The following is a 21,094-nucleotide window of genomic DNA, read 5'->3' as shown; positions in this document are numbered from 1 at the left end:
AAGAAGGAATTATTCTTTCTTATCCTTCTCATCAACCAATGAATCTATTAAATTTTGACTAGCTTCCTCGGGTGTAATCTCATCTGTCATCCCCATAAACGACCAGCCTTTAGAATCGACCCACTCAACAAACTCTTGTAAAAATTCATCATGTGTAACATCCACATCAAGAATCGAGCCATTAATCGAAATCGTTCTATTTCTAGATACGCGCATCTTGAACGTTTTCCTTACCATTACAATAATTCTCCCTTTACTTCTGAATAATTATAAAATAATCTTGTATCTCTGTTATACATGATTTTAAGTAAATTGTAAAAAGGATATATTGGCCAATTGGGATATTGAAAATCGAAATCTATTACCCTACATAACCTACGTGCGATATGGAAGTGGCCATATTATTCAACAATTTGACCATTTAGATGAATAAGAAATCATGGTCTTTTGGAAGATATCATGTAAAATAGTATAATTTGAATAAGTGAACTAAGGCAGCTCCATTTTGCTGGACTCTTACGTTGTAGACTTAGAGTTTGATGCGAAAATCACTATTTTCTTCCTATTTTTATACATAATATCATTGGAAAGAAGGTCGTACTGTGAAAACAACAGAAAATTTTACTGACAAGGCCGATATATATGCGAAATATCGCCCTAGTTACCCCAATGAATATATTGATTATTTACTTTCGGCTAACGAACTAAATGAGAATCAAATTGTGGCCGATATTGGTTCAGGTACGGGGATATTTAGCCACCAACTACTTGAAAGTGGTTTGCATGTTATTGGAGTTGAGCCAAATGATGACATGAGAAAAATGGCAGAACAATCGTTAAAATGGTATCCTCGTTTTCAATCCATAAAAGCAACTGCCGAACATACCACTTTAAGAGAAAATAGTGTAGATTTAGTAACTGTTGCTCAAGCATTTCATTGGTTTAATAAAGAAGCTTTCAAAATCGAATGCCAACGAATTTTGAAACAAAAGGCAAATGTTGCTCTTGTTTGGAATAGTAGAGATTTAACTAACACGATTATTCAAGAGAATGCAGAAATTTGCCAGAAAACCTGCCCAAACTTCAAAGGATTTAGCGGTGGAATAGAAGAAACTCCAGAAATTTTTAAAAGCTTTTTTAAGGATGGAAAGTATGAGTTTAAAGAATATCAAAATGATTTATTTTTTGATTATGAAGGCTTCTTAGGAAGAAATTTATCAGCGTCCTATGCTCCGAAAGAAAATGACGAAGAGTATAAAAACTTTGTTTCTCTCCTATCAGAGTTATTCGAAAAATACAGTAAGAATGGAAAAATTATTCTTCCAAACTTAACGCGAAGCTATATGGGCAATGTGTAAACAGCCGGACATAAAGTAGAACTTTAAACAGTTCTCACCAATCGGGCACGATCATTGAATAAACCTTAGCTTTATTGTTATATGTTGAGTACAATGCCGTACACTATATTTAAAATTAAACAATTATATTTTAACCCCGTCCTAAATTCAGAACGGGGTTATGCTTGTTTTAGGTAATGAAATGTAATAGCTTTATTATTTTTTACAAAAAACTTATATTTTATCACACCAATACACTTGACTTTATTACAACGAAATAGAATATATTAGGTAACAACTGTAACGAGGAGGGATTTCATGGCGCGTTGTACGTATTGTAAAACGAAATGGAAAGTAAAAGATGTATGGTCGATACTCGTGACATTTGAAAAAGATTGTCCGTATTGTTTAGGAAGGCAATATCTATCAAAGAAAACAATAAACGCTATGCCAGAACTTTTAAGCTTACCTTTACACTTCTTATTACCTTTTCTTGTTGATTTGAGTGATGAAGGGCCTTTAGATTGGTATCGGAAGTCATAACACCTCAGTACCTTCTATTTATTAGACATAAAAACATACATACTAATGCACCTCTAAAATAAAAACTATCTTCTATTACACTACCTCTTTAAAAACTTACTACACGAAAAATATTGTAAATTTTCAGTCAATTGTATATAATTGCTTTAACATAATGATTAAAAGTGCAAGTACATAATGATTTTGAAGATCCCGTAGCTCAGCAGGGAGAGCGCCACCTTGACAGGGTGGAGGTCGTGAGTTCGAGCCTCTCCGGGGTCATAAAAAAAGAGAAACCATATCAACCTTCTACGTGATATGGTTTCTCTTTTTTATCTAAGCTAATTACTTCCCACCAAACATCTTCTCCAAAGACTTCGCATTAGCAAACAATACTTCTTTCAAGTTATCATCTGCAACGATTTTATAGTCACCATCTTTGTTTTTCTTTAAGTTCAATGTAACTTCGCGAGTTGCCATGATTGCATCTTTATCTGATAAGTGTTTGACGATTGCTGATGTCATCGTTTTTTCAATCGCTTTTTCAGATTGTTCTTTGTCTTCGCTAAAGGCACTAGCGAAGGCCATTGGCATAACTTCTCCCACTGCTTTTGTTACAGCAACGGATAGATCTGCAGATGTAATTTTCACTTTCACTTCTGCTTTGTCATCTTTTTTCGATACTTCTTCTAACTTTTCAAATTTAAAGTTTTTCGTAATTGCACTCAGCATTGCTTTTGCCTCAGCATCATCTGTTTTTTCATTTAGTTTATTAAATTCTTTGTCACTCTCAACAAATGTACGAGCCTTTTCTACATCACCTTTTTGTATCGCTGTTAAAAATTCTTCTGTAGTATCTTTCGGATTTGCACATCCTGCTAAAACACCTACTGTTAATCCTACTACCATTATTAACAGCAATAATTTTTTTATCTTTTGCATGCTCATTCTCCTCTTATCTTTTCTAGTAAGTCAGCATTATATAATAGTATGAAACTGACATTACAAACATTTTTTAGTATAGCATTTATATGATTCACTTTCTATTCATTCCCAAAAGATAAAGAGCCTTGCAGCATTCCTACAAGGCCCCGCTTCTATCAATCCGTATCCGTAGCACAAATGAACCACATTTTCTGCTCCTTACTATCTAATACCATCCAAGTAGCATCCCATGCAACATCGTAAAACCAATCTGTCCAAGGAGCATGACTTTCGAATACTATAATATCCTCATACCGATCTTGGAACATGTATTGGCATACATCGCTCGCTAATTGCTTCGCGATTACCATTCTATCTGGAAAGTATTTATATGCTCCTCCTCTTATAATTTGAAATGCAATACTCCCATCAAGCATTACCGCGCTTCTATATTGAAATTGAAACTTATATTTTTCTGACGTATGTATTTTTAACTCTTCTAAGTTATGCATTATATCTAAAGAGTTGAAGATTCTTCTAAAGAAGTGCTCGTATCCATCTTTCAAATGCGGTATTTCTTTGAAAAAATTTTCGTTATATACTTTAAAACAGCTTATTATTGCGCCACCATTTAAGTTTTGTGCCTTAAACGTGTTTATAAGTTGCTCAATAGATGAGTCATTCGTTTCGATTTTTTCAAACGTTCCCTCTTTCCATCTCATAACTCCCACTACTCTCTATTAAAAATTTGTTTCTTCATTATAAAGTGAAACTTTAATCAGTGGGGGTCTTACTGCCCATTAAAGCGGGATAAGTAGCAAAATAAAAACCAACACCTTCAAGGTTGCTGGCTTATCTCTTATTCATATTCGAAACAACAATCACAATTGCTCCCAGCACATAATGTCCCGCTACCATCCACATACTCCTCCACTCAAAGATCATAAGCGATAACCAAAGCGATATATTAATAGCAGCAAATAATAAGTATAAAATGAAATCTTTCTTTTGTAGCGCCTCTCTATTCATTACAATGAAAATCGCACCGACTGGCGGAAGGATAAAGCAAAGGAAAAAGACAAACGTTTTTCTTAACGACCATGGATATGAAGTTACTGTCTGCATATGAGTCTCCTTTTCACTTTATAGTACATGTAACATCGGTCTCACTATTCTATATTCGTCACTATGAGGCTCCTTTATGATTAAAGGTGAGTGAGGACCTTTTTCTTCTACCATTGTGAATACTTCTGTTTTTTCTTGTAATATGTTGGATTCACTATTTTTAGTAGGTTTTTTACTTGTTTTGATTTTCTTCGTTACTTCTCCGAGCCTTTTTCCAACTTTTTCAGCTTCGGCAGGTTCATTCGTAACGTAGTATTCTTGATTCTCCCATACTAACATAGGTGGCACTTGTTCTCGTTTGTTACATATTATATAAGTAATACTAGCTATAAGTAGTAGACATGTTAATAAAAAGAAGATAGTTTTTTTATTCATATACTATTCTCCCTATCTATCATTTTATTAAATTATATAATATCAATTATATGTAGTAAATGGATTTAGTGGGATTTTTAGGGTTTTACACAAAAAGAAAAAACCTTACTAAAGTAAGGTTCCATTTTTTAATTTTATAGTGACTGATTTATTAAAACGATCATTACGATAATCGCTATAAACATAACAACTAAACAGCCGATCATTTTATAAAAGCCTCTTTTCGTTAACGTCCCACCTTGCACGTCTTTACGAATAAACAAGAATACGGCTAAAAATAATACAAGCCCCATTCCAAAAGCATACAACATTTGCATATGTTAATCTTCCTTTCTTTCTTCCATCTTAATATCTTTTCGCTAAAACAACAAATGAGATAAAGACGGTACTCATCGTAAGTGCCATAAGTATGTTCAATAGTTCAGTAGCAGATAGTGTAATTATTTTTAAGTTTAAGCCGAAAGAGAAAAGAAGATAATATGCTGTTAACGCAAAAAAGCTAAAGAACATGCCTTTATAACGAATTAATTTCATCCGCTCGTCTTTTTCTTTAAATTGTGGATGTAAGTAACTTAAGCAAAAGCACATGATCATCATCGCAAGCACTGTATACGTTGGAGTTGGTGGTGCGGAATGCGTCATAATACCTGATAATATCATAAATCCACTCATGAATAGAAAAATAACACCCATAATAACAAAATACTTTTGTGAATAATTCATCCCTATTCCCCCTCTTCTTTCCCTTCATAAATAAATACATGTTCTATCGTTGTCTGAAATGTTTTTGCTATTTCAAATGCTAACGGAAGTGATGGATCGTATTTTCCCTTTTCAATTGAAATGATGGTTTGCCTAGAAACTCCGAGTTTCTCAGCCAATTTTTCTTGAGATAGTCCAAATTTTTTGCGGTATTCGACCATTTTATTTTCCAAGGAAATTTCTCCCTCCTTCCTTATACCGAGTATATATGTAAAGTAAACTTTACGTCAAGTTTCCTTTACATTCATTTTTCGTTCTATTTATATAGAAGAAACTTTTTCAGTTTCAGCACGTCTATTTTGAAATGAAACGCGGAACACTGTAAATAACCGTTACTATATCTCCTCCTCTCTTTTTTTAAAATTTAATATCTCCCTATTTGTTTTATCCTTTCAAAATATTTCATTTATCTCTTTATTCCACGAAATGCGTTACCCGTTTTACAGTGTTTTTCGTCATATTTATAGAAACTAACTGTTTATGAAGCATTTTTTATGTTTAACAACTTTTTTTGTAGAAATCCTTCACTTTCCTTTCGATATTTAACACTATCTAAATAAAGTTTACGATAAATTCATAATTTTTTATTTTTTATACTATATTCCGTTATATTGTTGTATAATATCAATGAAAGCGCTTATTATTTCAATATACATAATTCGAACTCATTTTTATCGAAACATTCTAACTATTATACTTATATTTACATGCAACAATTTTAGTTATTCGTATAGGTATACCAAATATATCCACCCCATTTTTCTGTAAAATTACTTTATAACATGAAAGATTAACTTGGGTGATAAGTTATTGTGAATGTTTTTTTACAAAACAGATAAGTAATAGTGTTTGGTATTATGTAAATTATTGTAATAACATAAGAGTAAAGAAAACATTTACATTGATTCTTGGTTCATCAATTATTGAAAAGAGCAAAATGCACCTTTTTGTATGGAAAAAGGATTATATGCATTGGGAGGTTTAAACAAATGACGAGGAAGAATACAACGACAAACCCTTGGGCCAAGTTCCACGGTCCGAACCTTGGTTATGTTATTGAGCAGTATGATCTTTACGTAACTGGAGCAGGTTCTGTTGATCCGGAATTACAAGAGCTTTTTGAAATTTTTGGAGCTCCTTCGTTTCAAGATGATGTCGTAACAGGGGACAACACAGCAACACATTTTTCTCCTCAAAACACAGGGAACATTGAAAAAATTCTTAAAGTCGTTCAGCTTGTTGAACAGATTCGTTCTTTCGGGCATACGTTGGCTCACATCAATCCGATGGAAGATGCTGCAAATGGACAATCTCTTCTTGAGAAGGCAATGAACGAACTGAGCGATGCTGACTTGAAAGCGATTCCAGCAAAGACAGTATGGCAAGATGCACCAGAAGGTATTCACACTGCACTTGATGTAATTCATAGATTAAAAGACGTTTATACAAAATCTTTAGCTTATGAATTTTCTCATATACAAGATAGTGAAGAACGCGCGTGGTTGCATCAAATGGTGGAATCAAATTCATTGCGTCAACCACTATCAAATAAAAAACGAACTGCTCTTTTAAAACGTTTAACAGCTGTTGAAGGTTTCGAGCAATTCTTGCATAAAACATTCGTTGGGCAAAAGCGTTTCTCTATCGAGGGCGTTGATATGCTTGTACCTGTTCTAGATGAAATTGTGCTAGAAGGTGCTAAAAATGGCGTAGAAGATGTCATGATTGGTATGGCTCACCGCGGTCGTTTAAGCGTACTTGCACACGTATTAGAAAAACCATATAGTCACATGTTTGCTGAGTTCAAACATGCAAAAATAGAAGGCGCAGTGGCTAACTCTGGCTGGACTGGCGACGTGAAATACCATTTAGGTAGAGAACAAGTCGTTAGTAACGAAGAAGTTAGCACTCGCGTTACATTAGCAAATAACCCGAGTCACCTTGAGTTCGTTAACCCTGTTGTGGAAGGTTTCGCACGTGCAGCTCAAGAGAATCGTAAAAAATCTGGTCTTCCAGAACAAGACACTTCAAAATCATTCGTAATTTTAGTTCATGGTGATGCTGCATTCCCTGGTCAAGGTATTGTATCTGAAACATTGAACTTAAGCAGATTGAACGCGTACCAAACAGGCGGAACAATCCATGTTATCGCAAACAATGCAGTTGGTTTTACAACTGATAGCTATGATTCTCGTTCTACGAAATATTCAAGTGACCTTGCAAAAGGTTTCGATATTCCAATTGTTCACGTGAACGCTGATGATCCAGAATCTTGTCTTGCTGCTGCTAACCTTGCGATTCAATATCGTACATTGTTCAAAAAAGACTTCTTAATCGATTTAATTGGTTACCGCCGCTACGGTCATAACGAAATGGATGACCCAGCAGTTACGCAACCACAAGTGTACAAAAAAATTAAAAACCACCCAACTGTAAGAGCGATTTATGCAGACCAATTACAAACTGCTGGTGTTCTAAATGCAGATGAGGTTGAAACAATTACACAGTTTATACAAGAGCAATTAAAATCTGACTATGCACAAGTACCACCAGCTGATACGAGCGATGCAACAATTCATGTTAAAGTACCAGATGTTGTTGCAAAAGGCATTCAGCCAATTGATACTGGTGTTGAGATTGACTCACTTCGCGCAATTAATGAAGGTCTACTATCTTGGCCAGAAGGCTTTAACGTATATCCAAAAGTGAAGAAAATTCTTGAGCGCCGTAAAGATGCTCTTGAAGAGAACGGTAAAATTGAATGGGCACTTGCTGAGTCATTAGCATTCGCTTCTATTTTACAAGAAGGTACGCCAATTCGTTTAACTGGTCAAGATTCACAGCGTGGTACATTCGCGCACCGTCATATCGTATTACACGATACGGATACAAATGAAACATATTCACCATTGCATCGCTTACCAAACATTAACGCTTCATTCTCTGTTCATAACAGTCCGTTATCAGAAGCTGCTGTTGTTGGTTACGAGTATGGTTATAACGTATTCGCTCCAGAAACTCTTGTTATGTGGGAAGCGCAATACGGTGACTTCTCAAATACTGCGCAAGCATTATTTGATCAATATGTTTCAGCTGGAAGAGCAAAATGGGGTCAAAAATCTGGTTTAGTTCTTCTATTACCACACGGTTATGAAGGTCAAGGACCAGAGCACTCTAGTGCACGTCCAGAGCGATTCTTACAGTTAGCTGCTGAGAATAACTGGACAGTTGCAAACTTAACGAGCGCGGCACAATACTTCCATATTTTACGTCGTCAAGCATCTATCTTAGGAACAGAAGCTGTTCGACCGTTAGTATTAATGACGCCGAAGAGTTTATTACGTCACCCACTTACGCTTTCAACTGCTAGTCAGTTAAGCGAAGGACGTTTCCAACCTGCTCTAGAACAAGAAAACCTTGGCACGAAACCAAACAAAGTAAAACGTCTTGTTTTAAGCACAGGTAAAATGGCGATTGACTTAGCTGCAGAAATTGAGTCTGGTAAACATGAGTACAACTTAGATGAAGTTCATGTCGTTCGTATTGAACAGCTGTACCCATTCCCTGCTGAGAAAGTTCAATCTATTATTAAACGCTTTAAAAACTTAGAAGAAATTATTTGGGTTCAAGAAGAACCTCGTAATATGGGCGCATGGCATTACATGGCTCCAATTCTGTTCGAACTTGCTGGAGATAAAGTGAAAACAGGTTATATTGGACGTCCAGATCGCTCTAGCCCATCTGGTGGCGATCCATTCGCTCACAAAGCTGAGCAAGAACTAATTGTTGCACACGCTTTAGATGTGAAGTATAACTTCCGTCAAGATAAACTAGAAATTGAAGTTTTCAGCAACTAAAAAGTAACAATGAAGATTTCTAGCTTGCTCCCCGGACGGATACTCTGCCCGAGGGGCGGGCTAACAAATGGAGATTACCGAAGACAAAAGAAGAAAAAACACACCGTTAGGCAAATAAGGGGAGGACATTTAAAATGATCGAAATTAAAGTACCTGAGCTTGCAGAATCTATTACTGAAGGAACTATCTCACAATGGCTTATCAACGTAGGCGACAAAGTTGAGAAAGGTGGCAGCGTTGTTGAGCTTGAAACTGATAAAGTCAATGTAGAAATCATTGCAGAAGATTCAGGTATTGTATCGAAGTTACTAGGCGAACCTGGGGATACAGTTGAAGTTGGCGCAACTATCGCAATTTTAGATGCAAACGGAGCACCAGTTGCAGTAAGTACACCTGCACCAGTGGCTGAGCAACCAAAACAAGAAACAACTGAAGCACCGAAAGCTGCGGCTCCAACTACTGAGCAAGCTGCAACTTTACAAGGTTTACCAAATACGAACCGTCCTATCGCATCACCAGCTGCTAGAAAAATGGCTCGTGAATTAGGAATCGACTTAAATGACGTACGTAGCACAGATCCACTTGGACGTGTGAGACCACACGATGTACAAGCTCATGCTGCAGCACCAAAAGAAGCACCAGCTGCTCCAAAAAGCCCAGCTCCTGCTCCAGTTGCAAAAACGGAATTTGAAAAACCAGTTGAGCGCGTGAAAATGTCCCGCCGCCGTCAAACAATTGCAAAACGCCTTGTAGAAGTTCAACAAACATCTGCAATGTTAACAACATTTAACGAAGTTGATATGACTGCAATCATGGAATTACGTAAAGAGCGTAAAGACGCTTTCGAGAAAAAACATGATGTACGTCTTGGCTTCATGTCATTCTTCACAAAAGCAGTTGTTGCAGCATTAAAACAATTCCCATTATTAAATGCTGAAATTCAAGGCGACGAGCTTATCATTAAAAAATTCTATGATATCGGTATTGCAGTAGCAGCTCCAGATGGATTAGTTGTTCCAGTTGTACGCGATGCTAACCAATTAAACTTCGCTGAAATCGAAAGTGAAATTCGTAATTTAGGTATGAAAGCACGCGATAACAAACTTTCATTAAAAGAACTACAAGGTGGTACATTCACAATTACAAACGGTGGTGTGTTCGGTTCTCTAATGTCAACACCGATCCTAAACAGCCCACAAGTTGGTATTTTAGGAATGCACAAAATCCAAGTACGTCCAGTTGCAATTGATGCAGAACGTATGGAAAACCGTCCAATGATGTACATCGCTTTATCTTACGATCACCGTATTGTTGATGGTAAAGAAGCAGTTAGCTTCCTTGTTGCTGTTAAAGATATGCTTGAAGATCCAAAATCATTATTATTAGAAGGTTGATAGATTAATAATCTATTAAAGGCTGTAGAATGAATCATTCTACAGCCTTTTTTTATTGCGTTCATACGGGACAAATTTCATAACATAAGCTAATAATGTATGCTTAAAACGTAAGGAGGATTAAAATGAGTAACCTTCCAATTGATGCAAAGCTTAAAGCTAATAAGGATACTTTCTTCCTCCCCGACTCAAACGGGGGTGTCTATTTTCGAAATAACGCCAGTTCATTTCGTATGGACGGTGATGGAATTTACAACTGGATTGAAAAATTAATGCCAATGTTTGACGGTAATTACTCTTTAGCAGAAATAACCGACGGTCTCCCTCTCCCCTATCAAAATCGTGTATTTGAAATCGGAGAGATTTTATATGAAAATGGTTTCGTTCGGGATGTAAGTCAAGATGCACCTCATGAATTAAATAGCGCATTACTTGATAGATACGCTTCACAAATTGAATTTTTAGAAGCTGATTCTCATTCAGGTGCTCTAAAATTTGAAACGTACCGTTCGGCAAACGTCCTTATAATTGGTTCTGGAGATATGCTTACTTCCTTAGTTTCTTCTTTATTAGAATCAGGATTACCTACCTTTCACTACCTTGTTACAGATTATACGGAAACGAGTTACGACCGCATTCATGAACTAGTAGAACTTGCATATGAAGTTGATGATACTGTCCTTGTTCAAGAAATTGATACGACAATTGATCGTCCCCTGCATGAAGTGTTCGAGCCTTTCGACTGGATTTTGTACGTTTCTCAAAATGGAGATATTGAAGGTTTAAGAGCAGTTCACATGATTTGTAGAGAGATAGGAAAGAACTTCATACCAGCCGTCTGTTTATCAGCACTTGGTATAGCTGGCCCTATCGTAACAGCTAATCATGAAGAATGCTGGGAATCCGCATGGCACCGGCTACATGAAACGACTTTACAAAATGAACATTCATCAGCATCCTTTTCACCACTTACATCTGCAATGTTAGCAAATGTAATCGTATTTGAATTACTTAAGCATGTCGCTGATGATTCTTACCGAGAAAAAGAACCACAATTCTTTTTATTAAATTACGAAACACTCGAAGGGGCATGGCATCCTTTTATAAAACATCCTCTCGCAACTGATGAAAGTTTTACAATTGATACGATAGAAAATCTTTCTGAACAACTTGAGCATCGGTCCAACCAACATACCTCAACTGATTTATTCCGCTTTTTCGACTCATTAACTTCTAAAGAAGCTGGTTTATTCCATGTATGGGATGAACAAGATCTATATCAATTACCGTTATCACAATGCAATATTCAAGTAGCTAATCCACTATCAGATGGTCCTGCTTCCCTCCTGCCTCTTATGACTTGTGGTGGTTTGACTCATAATGAAGCACGCCGAGAAGCTGGTTTAGCAGGAATTGAAACTTATGTCGCGGAAATTATGCACCGCCTTATTCCTGAACATAATGATATCGGTATTGGCGCTGGAGAAACGATGACAGAAGGTGTATACCGGGCGCTACAACAACATTTAAATAATAAATTGTATGAGCGACAGTCACATATGCTAGAAGAAATTACGACGGTTGACTTAACCGAAATTCATGATACACATTGTAGATTTTATTACGATGCTCTCGCTACAATTCATGAAACACCTAAAATAGCAGTAAGTGAAGAGATTCTGAGCTTTCCAGTCGTTTGGGTCGGTATAAATGATCGATGGTACGGCGCATCTAATATTAATACAACGTTAGCGTTACGAAACGCACTACAACTATCCCTTCTTCATATCCAAAATGAAGAGACTCCATACAGAGCTAATATCTTACCGGAATCTTCTATTATTTTATATGACACGGATTCTTTTAGGTTAGAAATACAAGCAGAAGAAGAAATTCCAAGCACGCAATCTGTACAGCTTGCCTTGCAACATTTAGAAGAACATAATTTTTATCCATTCGTGTTTGATTTAGCTATTGAACCATTTTTGAAAGAAAACTTAGATGGTGTGTACGGGGTATTAATTGCAAAGGAGGACAGTCTATGAATCAAAATATATTGCTTATAGGAGATGGCTTACTTGCAAACTATGTACATGATCAACTATGCAAACAATATTCTATCATTCGTCAACATAGCCTTACAGAAGAACTCCCAGAAAATATTCATCTCGCTCTCGTACTACATGATGGCTCTCCTTCTTCTATTCATCATGATGCCGAGCTAATGTTTCGATCGAATCATATTCCATGGCTACGTGCATTCACTTCATTTGGTGAAGGTATTATCGGTCCTTACATTCATCCTCTTGCAACTGGCTGTTCCAACTGCTCTGATGGACGCCGGTTTATCGCTGGCTTTGATCAACAAGAAATGTGGGAACTACAGCGTAAATATGCGTTAAAGGCAGATAATGTCACAAGGCGTGATGTACGCGCCACCCAAAATGGGATGTTACAAATGTGCCATCTTATTCGTGCAGAAACAGAGAAAATATTAACTCATCACCATTCTTCTTTAGAAAATGAACTCATTTTACTAAACTTACAAACACTGCAATGTACGCGGCATTCTTTTCTTCCCGATCCGCTCTGCCCTGTATGTAGCAATTTGCCTGATGATACAGCAGATGCAGCAGCGATTTCGTTACAACCGAGCTTAAAAACAAGCGAAACAACGTATCGCTGTCGTTCCATTCATGAACTAAACACATTTTTAACGAGAGATTATTTAGATTATCGGGTCGGTATGTTAAACGGAAAAATGCAGCATTCTTTATTACCATTTGCTGACGTTATTATAAACATGCCATTAATGTTTGGAAATGAAGGTGTCGCAGGCCGAACTCATTCATTTGCAATAAGTGAAGCAACTGCTATTTTAGAAGGTTTAGAACGATATTGTGGTATGTCACCTCGAGGAAAAAAGACGAATGTACACGGCAGTTTTCGTGAGTTAGAGGATCATGCACTGAATCCCCTCTCACTCGGTGTACATACAAGTGAACATTATAATCGTAATAGTTTTCCGTTTAAACCGTTTGATCCTGACTATGAACAAAACTGGGTATGGGGCTACTCTTTATTACAAAACCAGCCGATTTTAATTCCTGAATCAATCGCTTATTATAGCCTCGGTCATCGAGATGCTTACGTATATGAAACATCAAATGGATGTGCTATTGGTGGTAGTTTAGAAGAAGCAATTTTTCACGGCATTTTAGAAATTGTAGAGCGTGACGCCTTTTTGCTCACTTGGTATGCGGAATTACCTCTCCCCCGCCTTGATCTTAGTTCAGCAAATGATACGGAATTACAATTAATGATTCAAAGGCTGTACACGATTACTGGATATGAGTTACATGCTTTTAACGCAACGATGGAACACGGGATCCCAAGCTTATGGGTAATTGCGAAAAATACGCGTGAAAATGGAATGAACGTTGTTTGTGCGGGAGGCTCTCATTTAGACCCTGTCCGCGCTTTAAAGAGTGCCATTCACGAAATAGCAGGTATGTTACTAATAACAGACGATGAACTCGAACAAAAAAGAGAGCACTACGAAAACTGCTTACAAGACCCTTATCTTGTAAATAAAATGGAAGACCATAGTATGCTGTACGGATTGAAAGAAGCGGAAGAACGTCTTCACTTCCTTTTACGTGACGATGCACCCGTGCAAACGTTCCAAGAAATGAACGGGTTACAATCATTTGATCTAGATTTAACATCCGATCTTCATCAACTTTTAAACCGTCTACAGCAAGCTGGACTTGAAGTAATCGTTGTAGATCAAACAGTACCTCTTATAGAAAAAAACGGATTACATTGTGTAAAAGTCATTGTTCCAGGCATGCTACCGATGACGTTCGGTCACCATCTCACTCGGGTTACAGGACTAGATAGAGTGTATACCGTACCGATGACGCTTGGATATAGCGCTGAGCCTTTAACGAATGAACAATTAAATCCACATCCGCACCCGTTTCCATAGTAAAGGAGGGGATTCTATGCAGCTGGATACTTTTTTACATCATCTCCATTTTGCTATAGACGAAATTATGCCGAACCATGAAGTGGACTGGGAAGATGCACCACTTCCTTATAAATTATATCGAAATGTACCTGTCATCCCTCTCCCTTTAGAAATCCCATTATCTTTACCTAACTCTTCTACTACAACTACTTTGAAGGAGATTGGTCATTACCTTTGGTACTCATTTGGTTTAACCCAGTTATGTCAGCTAAATAGCGAGAAAATTTTATTCCGAAGATCTATCCCTTCTGGCGGCGCTTTATATCCGAATGAATTGTATATATATTTAAAGATTAACGATTATCCAAACGGCATTTACCATTACGACGCCGCGCACCACCGACTTATTTTACTTCGCGAAGGAAATTTCGATTCTTATCTTTCGGAAGCACTCGGCAATCGTTGTAACATACAGTCTTGTTTTGGTGCTGCATTTGTATCTACTATGTTTTGGAAAAACTTCTTTAAATACAATAATTTTTCATATCGTCTTCAAGGATTAGATAGTGGTGTTCTCATCGGACAATTACTTGCATGTGCCAAACAATTCGGTTACACAAATGGCGTATATTTTCAGTTTCTAGACCGTGCAATCAATCATTTACTCGGACTGTCAGAAGGCGAAGAAAGTGTGTATGCTGTTGTTCCTTTAAGTACAAAACCGCAAAATGATTGGTTTCACAATGATGATCATGATACTAACACGGTTACTTCTCATGAATTACTGCAGCAAATTCCGCCGTTAGCACACGAACATTTCGTTCGATCAAAACAAGTAGATAAACATCCTATGATAACAAAAATAAATGAAGCTTCTATGATCGAATCAACAGCACACTTCCACACACTACATCATGAAGAGCACTATCAACATCATGCGCATGCTGGACAGTTGCCGCAAGTAGAACGGTTATCGTATGATTTCTTACAACTTTGTAAAGAACGATATTCCCCTGATGCTGACTTTACTGTAACGAAATGGGATGCAGCAGGGCTCGCTACTTTACTACAAGAAGCGAGCCTCTCCTTCCCTTATTACAACGACCTTGATGGTCAGTATGTAAATGAAAATGCACGAGTCTCCTTATATGGATGTTTTTATAACGTAAAAGATATAGAAAACGGCGCTTATGCTTACAACAGTAAAAATCATTCCATACAACCACTTCGATATGGAGACCTTCGTTATCCCCTTCAATCCAGTATGACGATGGATAACGTAAATCTTTTTCAAGTACCGCTTTGCCTACATGTGGTCGGAAAGAAAGATTACTATACAAATGCATTAGGCTATAGAGGATATCGCATTCACCAAATGGAAGCTGGTATACTCGTTCATAAACTCGTTTTTACAGCGACCGCGATGGGGATGGGCGGGCATCCTTTACTTAGTTTTGATACAAATTCATGTGATCAGTTATACGGGATAGATACTAGAAATGAAACGTCTCTCATTCAAATTCCTGTCGGGGCATATCGAGCGCGAAATTGGTTAAAAGGGGATTTACGTAATTAGAAGCACGCCGGTGAACGGCGTGCTTTTTTAAAGGACTTAATTTATAAAAAGCGAAATGAGTATATATTCTTACACAAAAGGAGAGTTTAACTTGAGTATTTTACAACGATTAATCCAGCAAGCAAAAAAACCTCGTGGAACAATTGGTTCTTCCATGCTTTGTATTATGAACACTGCACATACGAGGCTAACAAATTGGGCTTTACAAAAAATACATATACAGACAGATGCGGTCGTATTAGATATCGGCTGTGGCGGAGGTAAAACAATACATACTCTTTCAAAACGAATTCCGTTTGGGAAAATATACGGAATTGATTACTCCGGTCAAGCTGTAAAAAATTCTATACAGACGAATATAAAAGATGTTCAAAACCAAAAAGTCATTGTTCAACAAGCCAGTGTCTCTTCTATTCCCTATCATACGAACTTCTTCGATCTCATTACCGCTTTTCAAACACACTACTTTTGGCCTGATGTGGAACAAGATATAAACGAAGTATTTCGCATCTTACAACCGAACGGATCCTTTTTATTAGTGGCTGAAACTTTCAAAATTCAATATCATATGGAGAAATGTAATACGACTGAAGAATTAATAAACCTATTTTATAAAACAGGATTTACAAGCGTAAAATGTTTCGAAGAAAGAGGATGCCTTTGTGTAATAGGAAACAAGTAAAAAGCAGACCTTTCAAGGTCTGCTTTTTTACTAGATTAATTTAAAAATACTCTTAATTTGTCTTGCAAATAACCAGTTTTTCGTACCGTAGTTATCATTTAAACTATCTAAATTGATAGATTGTCCGTTAGCAAACTTTAATTGTAACGTTGTATTTTTATCATTTGTTTTTAAGTTGCTATTTGTAATAGCTTCATACTTTAATTTTTCAATTTCAACATATTCATCTTTTTCTTGTCCGATCACGACATGATCTTGGAAGAAGAACAATACTTCTACTTTCTTACCGAAACAAAATACATTTTTCGTATAAATTAATGTCGCATTATCAAGTCCGACGCATACTTCTTTCATCTCTTCCACAACATTTCCAAAGTCTTCTTCCTGTCTTGCGTTTGATTCAGCAATCCATTCTTCGATTGTTTTCATGTTAATTGCCATACTGTGCCCCCTGGTTCGCCCATTGCTTTATTTAAAAATAAATACTATATGAAAATATAAGCGATAAGTACTATGTTTTCAAGGGTGAACGGTATATTCGCAATAAAGTGAAACTTTAATCAGTGGGGGTTTTGTTCATCCCCTACTGATTATTAGCCTTCACCAATCGGACGTTTACGGACAGTTGATCTCCCACCTAACTTCTTTGCCCCAACTGAATTTTGAGGTGGGAGTTTTACTGTCCGTTAACGCGGGATAAAGTTAAGTTTCAAAGTAATATACTAGGAGCATCGATTTCATTATATTTTAAACGTTTGAACGAGACATTCTTCATCATCGATTAACTGTGTTTTCTCATCAAATTCGATGTTTAGCTCCCTATATACTTTCTTCCAAAAAGAAACTGCTGGTACATTTTTCACAAGCTCGATAACGAAATATTGTCCCCTTTTCTCTTTTAATACATTCTCAATAACTTGTTTACCAATTCCTTTCCCTTTGTACTGATTCAATATGAAAATGTCATTTATGCCAAAGTCGTTTTCCTTCTTCAAAAACGGGCGTTCCAATAGTAATAAAAATCCTACAATATCATTATTACCTTTAATAAAATACGGAGTAATTCCATCATTTTCCCAAAACATGTGCAAATCTTCGTATTCAAAAAAACCATTTTCCCCAATCTTTATATTAGGAGTGAATGTCGAGAGGTCATGAAGATATAGTGCATACAAATTACGCAATATTTCTTTTTCTGATTCTTGAACTGTTTGAAGTGTTACAAACATTTTTTATGATCCCCTTCCTTGTACGTAACTATTTCCAATCCTCTTCATTCGACAAAAATGATGATTCCCCTTTAACGAAAAAAATAGCACTTAAAAAGTGCTATTCTGCTCGCCTTGCCGCTTGCTGAATTGGATCCCAAACGCTGTTATATGGTGGTGCGTAACTCAAGTCAACATCTTCTAACTCGTGAATACTCATTTTATTGAAAAGTGCCATTGCGATCACATCAATCCGTTTATCTACACCTTCTTCTCCAATTACTTGTCCGCCTAATAATTGTTTCGTGTCAGAGCGATATAGTAATTTCAAATAAAGTGGTTTCGCATTTGGATAATAGCCCGCCATATTTGTAGAATCTACTTTGACTGTTTTATACGGGATATGTAACCCTTTTGCTTCTTTTTCATTTAAGCCTGTTCTTGCCAGCGTCAAATCCATAAATTTAATAATACCTGTACCTAACGTACCTTTAAAGGTTCTTCGTTTATCCAACATATTTAGTCCAGCAAGTCGCCCTTGTTTATTCGCAGTCGTTCCAAGCGGGATATGGTCATGAATTTCTTTTATAACGTGGTAATGTGTTGCGCAATCACCAGCTGCATATACGTCCTGCACATTCGTTTGCATATATGCATTTACTTCGATTGCCCCTTTATAATTTGTACGTATATTTGTTCCTTCAAGAAAATCAGTATTTGGCTTCACTCCAACCGATACTAAAACAAGATCTGCTTTATACGTTCCTTTATCCGTTTCAATTTGTTCCACTCTTCCATTTCCTTTAAATGCTTTTACATTTTCATTCGTTAAAATTTCAATATGATGTTTATCTGCTTCTTTATGTATATATGCAGCCATATCTGCATCATAAATCGTACCGATATGATCATTTCGCTCAATCATTCTTACTTTCTTACCAAGTTCGACGAATGTTTCTGCCATCTCCAGTCCAATCGCACCGCCACCAATAATGGTTACATTCTCAATTTTGTTTGTTTCTAACGTTTTTAATATGCGCTCAGCATCTGGAATTGTTTTTAAAAGATGAATGCCTTGCAAATCTCGACCTTCCCATTCTGGCATAACAGGACGCACTCCAGTCGCAATTAATACTCGATCGTACGGAAATTCAAAAACATCTTTCGTCTTCGTATGCTCTGCGTACACAATTTTCTTTTCCGTATCTACTTTCGTTACTTCATGTCGCACTTTCGCATCAATTCCATATTTATCACGAAACGTCTTTACATTACGCGCAATTAATTTTTCCGTTGAAGCGATAGCACCACTAATGACATACGGTAATCCACACTGCGCGTACGAATAAATTTCACCTTTTTCTAACGTCATAACATTTGCAGTTTCATCGTTTCTAACAATTTGCATAGCTGCACTCATACCAGCTGCATCTCCGCCAATAATGACATAGTTCACTTTACCACTCCTTCTTTTTTTACATACTCTTTACGTTTTCCATATTTTATAGAAATAACACCTACTTCCATTGTAAAGAAAGAAAATTTCATCTTCAAATTTAGTGCACAAACCTATGCCTGAATAGGTAGCCGTCGTGTCTTATAAACAACATGTTTAATATGCTATAACAGTAGCTATGGAAAGTAGGTGAAACATACATGTGCGCTGGCCTTCTCGTCCAGCTTCCAGAGGAACCGATAGAACCGAGACCTGCCCTCCCGCTTGAACAAGAGTTTTCCATTAACACAACTTTATACAGTGCTCGTGCTTGGCTATCTGACAATGACCCTTTCTCACAAACTATTTGGAAAGCGACTCGCTTCGCTTCTGCATCACACGCTGGCAAATCGATTTTCCCAGTCGGTACTGTTAAAATTGTAAATTTTTCTGAGGATACAATAACAGTTACTATATCCTCAGAATCAGATGATGCTCTCAACATAATCGTCCCTCCTCGCTCCGAAGCTGCTTTAACGTCTAGCTCTTTATCTGATGTGCAAGCAAGTACGTCAGGAGGAGCAAGCAAAGTCACATTCCTCTTTCATATCTTTTTCTCAAGGGATCCTGGCCCAGCTAAATAATCATAGAAAAGGTACAGCTATGCACTGTACCTTTTTCACGTGTTTTATTCTCTTGATTTGATTAGTTCCACATTATAAGATTCAATATCCGTTAGCTTTCCTGTAAAATACGGATTTTCTCTATACCAAGACTGTTTTGAAAAGTACGCTTGCATATCTTTCGTTTGAAAAATATGTCCATGTCTTGCGTATATTTCGTTTCTCGCTATTTTCAATTGTTCTTTCGATACATATGCTAAGTCTACACTCGTTAGTTTTCGAATATCACTATCCGGGAAGATGAAACCATTGTATACATACCGAGTCGTGGGCGTTGGAGTAACATTATAAACAACTGTTTTTTCTGTACTTTTCTTTTGGAATGGAAGATTATAAGACGGAAGTGCCGTTACCGTTTCTACCTTCGTCGTTTCCCTCCCACTTTCTCCATTTCGTTCTAAATAAATCGTCGTACTTCCATCAGTTGCTACCGGTCCCCACGTAATTTCTTCTCCCGCTAGCGCTGTAACTGGTTTTTGATTCACGTACAATGTTGCACCAGGTGCGTTCGTTTGCACTGTAATATATTGCCCTTGCAACGTTAAATCTATCGTTACGTTATTTTGACCTTGTTTCATAAGTACAACCTTTTCTTCACGTGATAGTTTCACATAGTCATTTTTATATTCTGCTTGAAACACTTGAGTACCTGGAAGAAACGGCCCATATTGCTTCTCAAACTTTTTGTCATCTGTTTTATCAATTTCTTTTCCGTTCATTTTTAAAGATGTACCTTTTTCATTTGAAAGTAAAGTCGTATAATACGTCTTCGCTTTCAATTTATACCGATCAAATAAAAAGAAATACTTCCCGTCTTTCGTTAACGAAAAATCTGCTCTTTCGATTCCGTCCCCTCGTTTTTCACCTTGCCTCAAGTAGTTTTTCAATTCATTCACGTACGATGGATTTTCTTTTATATACGAAAATAGTGGCATTAAGCTCTCTCTCGTTACAATAACTGATGGATCATCTGCCGTGACGATTTCAGCTAACTTCTCCCCGTCCCGCTCTTGTACAATAGTAATCATCCGATCTACTTGCGCAGACTTCGTATAATACGACGATCCATATACATATAAACCGACAATCGCTACAACAAGTAGTGCTAAAAGTGTAATGCCAACTTTTGTACCGCTGCTCATTTTCTTCTTTATTACAGGGTTTTCCCTTTTCTTACCGCAGTTTTGACAAAATTGCACATCGTCTTCAAACTGAGTCCCACACTTTGTACATACATTCAT

General features: G+C 36.9%; 21 protein-coding genes and 1 tRNA gene. 10 read left to right on the top strand and 12 right to left on the bottom strand.

Annotated elements, in window-relative coordinates:
- Positions 1-9 precede the first annotated feature (9 nt).
- The gene (locus ACHZK0_RS06520) at positions 10-237 is read right to left on the bottom strand and encodes a hypothetical protein (protein WP_149213241.1); all 228 of its coding nucleotides are present in this window, start codon (positions 235-237) and stop codon (positions 10-12) included.
- A 365-nt stretch (positions 238-602) separates the two neighbouring features.
- Between ACHZK0_RS06520 and ACHZK0_RS06515 the strand changes: the two genes are divergently transcribed.
- The 3 genes from ACHZK0_RS06515 to ACHZK0_RS06505 all read left to right on the top strand — a co-directional run bounded on the left by ACHZK0_RS06515 (position 603) and on the right by ACHZK0_RS06505 (position 2,141).
- Entirely contained in the window at positions 603-1,358 is a 756-nt protein-coding gene (locus tag ACHZK0_RS06515; protein WP_270342426.1) for a class I SAM-dependent methyltransferase, read from the top strand.
- A gap of 297 nt (positions 1,359-1,655) precedes the next feature.
- Positions 1,656-1,880 (top strand): hypothetical protein, encoded by a 225-nt coding sequence (locus ACHZK0_RS06510; RefSeq protein ID WP_262740964.1) that lies wholly within the window; start codon positions 1,656-1,658, stop codon positions 1,878-1,880.
- 188 nt (positions 1,881-2,068) lie between these two features.
- Positions 2,069-2,141 (top strand) — tRNA-Val (locus tag ACHZK0_RS06505).
- 63 nt (positions 2,142-2,204) lie between these two features.
- Here the strand turns inward: ACHZK0_RS06505 and ACHZK0_RS06500 are convergent.
- From ACHZK0_RS06500 to ACHZK0_RS06470, 7 genes are all read right to left on the bottom strand, one after another.
- On the bottom strand, positions 2,205-2,801 hold the full coding sequence (locus ACHZK0_RS06500) for a DUF5105 domain-containing protein (RefSeq protein WP_262740963.1): 597 nt from the start codon (positions 2,799-2,801) through the stop codon (positions 2,205-2,207).
- Between the two features lie 158 nt (positions 2,802-2,959).
- Positions 2,960-3,505 (bottom strand): hypothetical protein, encoded by a 546-nt coding sequence (locus ACHZK0_RS06495; RefSeq protein WP_262740962.1) that lies wholly within the window; start codon positions 3,503-3,505, stop codon positions 2,960-2,962.
- A gap of 130 nt (positions 3,506-3,635) precedes the next feature.
- Positions 3,636-3,908 carry a hypothetical protein gene (locus tag ACHZK0_RS06490; RefSeq protein ID WP_395761352.1) on the bottom strand — a complete coding sequence of 91 codons (273 nt, stop codon included), beginning with the start codon at positions 3,906-3,908 and terminating at the stop codon, positions 3,636-3,638.
- A gap of 18 nt (positions 3,909-3,926) precedes the next feature.
- Complete coding sequence (locus ACHZK0_RS06485) at positions 3,927-4,283, bottom strand: hypothetical protein (RefSeq protein ID WP_270342452.1); 357 nt, start codon at positions 4,281-4,283, stop codon at positions 3,927-3,929.
- Positions 4,284-4,417: 134 nt separating this feature from the next.
- On the bottom strand, positions 4,418-4,600 hold the full coding sequence (locus ACHZK0_RS06480; RefSeq protein ID WP_016088828.1) for a DUF3976 domain-containing protein: 183 nt from the start codon (positions 4,598-4,600) through the stop codon (positions 4,418-4,420).
- Positions 4,601-4,628: 28 nt separating this feature from the next.
- Positions 4,629-5,006 carry a permease gene (locus ACHZK0_RS06475; RefSeq protein ID WP_088095605.1) on the bottom strand — a complete coding sequence of 126 codons (378 nt, stop codon included), beginning with the start codon at positions 5,004-5,006 and terminating at the stop codon, positions 4,629-4,631.
- Positions 5,007-5,008: 2 nt separating this feature from the next.
- Complete coding sequence (locus tag ACHZK0_RS06470; RefSeq protein WP_000428506.1) at positions 5,009-5,218, bottom strand: helix-turn-helix transcriptional regulator; 210 nt, start codon at positions 5,216-5,218, stop codon at positions 5,009-5,011.
- An 816-nt stretch (positions 5,219-6,034) separates the two neighbouring features.
- On the opposite strand from ACHZK0_RS06470, the gene odhA reads away from it, so the two are divergent.
- The 6 genes from odhA to ACHZK0_RS06440 all read left to right on the top strand — a co-directional run bounded on the left by odhA (position 6,035) and on the right by ACHZK0_RS06440 (position 16,527).
- Positions 6,035-8,902 (top strand): 2-oxoglutarate dehydrogenase E1 component, encoded by a 2,868-nt coding sequence (gene odhA / locus ACHZK0_RS06465; protein WP_395761351.1) that lies wholly within the window; start codon positions 6,035-6,037, stop codon positions 8,900-8,902.
- Between the two features lie 134 nt (positions 8,903-9,036).
- Entirely contained in the window at positions 9,037-10,296 is a 1,260-nt protein-coding gene (gene odhB, locus ACHZK0_RS06460; protein WP_073517495.1) for a 2-oxoglutarate dehydrogenase complex dihydrolipoyllysine-residue succinyltransferase, read from the top strand.
- Between the two features lie 125 nt (positions 10,297-10,421).
- On the top strand, positions 10,422-12,341 hold the full coding sequence (locus ACHZK0_RS06455) for a putative thiazole-containing bacteriocin maturation protein (RefSeq protein WP_395761350.1): 1,920 nt from the start codon (positions 10,422-10,424) through the stop codon (positions 12,339-12,341).
- Positions 12,338-14,287 (top strand): TOMM precursor leader peptide-binding protein, encoded by a 1,950-nt coding sequence (locus ACHZK0_RS06450; protein WP_270606428.1) that lies wholly within the window; start codon positions 12,338-12,340, stop codon positions 14,285-14,287. The genes ACHZK0_RS06455 and ACHZK0_RS06450 overlap by 4 nt, the downstream gene beginning before the upstream one ends.
- Positions 14,288-14,303: 16 nt before the next feature.
- Positions 14,304-15,845, top strand: a complete 1,542-nt coding sequence (locus ACHZK0_RS06445; protein WP_395761349.1) for a SagB family peptide dehydrogenase — start codon at positions 14,304-14,306, stop codon at positions 15,843-15,845.
- 91 nt (positions 15,846-15,936) lie between these two features.
- Entirely contained in the window at positions 15,937-16,527 is a 591-nt protein-coding gene (locus tag ACHZK0_RS06440) for a class I SAM-dependent methyltransferase (protein ID WP_395761348.1), read from the top strand.
- A gap of 30 nt (positions 16,528-16,557) precedes the next feature.
- Here ACHZK0_RS06440 and ACHZK0_RS06435 read toward each other — a convergent pair whose 3' ends face one another.
- The 3 genes from ACHZK0_RS06435 to ACHZK0_RS06425 all read right to left on the bottom strand — a co-directional run bounded on the left by ACHZK0_RS06435 (position 16,558) and on the right by ACHZK0_RS06425 (position 19,191).
- Positions 16,558-16,968: a DUF3908 family protein gene (locus tag ACHZK0_RS06435; RefSeq protein WP_262740953.1), complete on the bottom strand. Its 411-nt coding sequence runs from the start codon at positions 16,966-16,968 to the stop codon at positions 16,558-16,560.
- Positions 16,969-17,267: 299 nt separating this feature from the next.
- Positions 17,268-17,756, bottom strand: a complete 489-nt coding sequence (locus ACHZK0_RS06430) for a GNAT family N-acetyltransferase (RefSeq protein ID WP_395761347.1) — start codon at positions 17,754-17,756, stop codon at positions 17,268-17,270.
- 100 nt (positions 17,757-17,856) lie between these two features.
- Positions 17,857-19,191 (bottom strand): FAD-dependent oxidoreductase, encoded by a 1,335-nt coding sequence (locus ACHZK0_RS06425; RefSeq protein ID WP_395761346.1) that lies wholly within the window; start codon positions 19,189-19,191, stop codon positions 17,857-17,859.
- 200 nt (positions 19,192-19,391) lie between these two features.
- Between ACHZK0_RS06425 and ACHZK0_RS06420 the strand changes: the two genes are divergently transcribed.
- Positions 19,392-19,814: a hypothetical protein gene (locus tag ACHZK0_RS06420; protein WP_262740950.1), complete on the top strand. Its 423-nt coding sequence runs from the start codon at positions 19,392-19,394 to the stop codon at positions 19,812-19,814.
- A gap of 44 nt (positions 19,815-19,858) precedes the next feature.
- Here the strand turns inward: ACHZK0_RS06420 and ACHZK0_RS06415 are convergent, their stop codons facing one another.
- Positions 19,859-21,094, bottom strand: a complete 1,236-nt coding sequence (locus tag ACHZK0_RS06415; RefSeq protein ID WP_395761345.1) for a TcaA 3rd/4th domain-containing protein — start codon at positions 21,092-21,094, stop codon at positions 19,859-19,861.

Source organism: Bacillus sp. 3G2 (assembly GCF_044324725.1).
GTDB lineage: Bacteria > Bacillota > Bacilli > Bacillales > Bacillaceae_G > Bacillus_A > Bacillus_A mobilis.
Note: the sequence above shows the minus strand (reverse complement) of the source record. Positions and strands in the feature narration are given on the sequence as shown.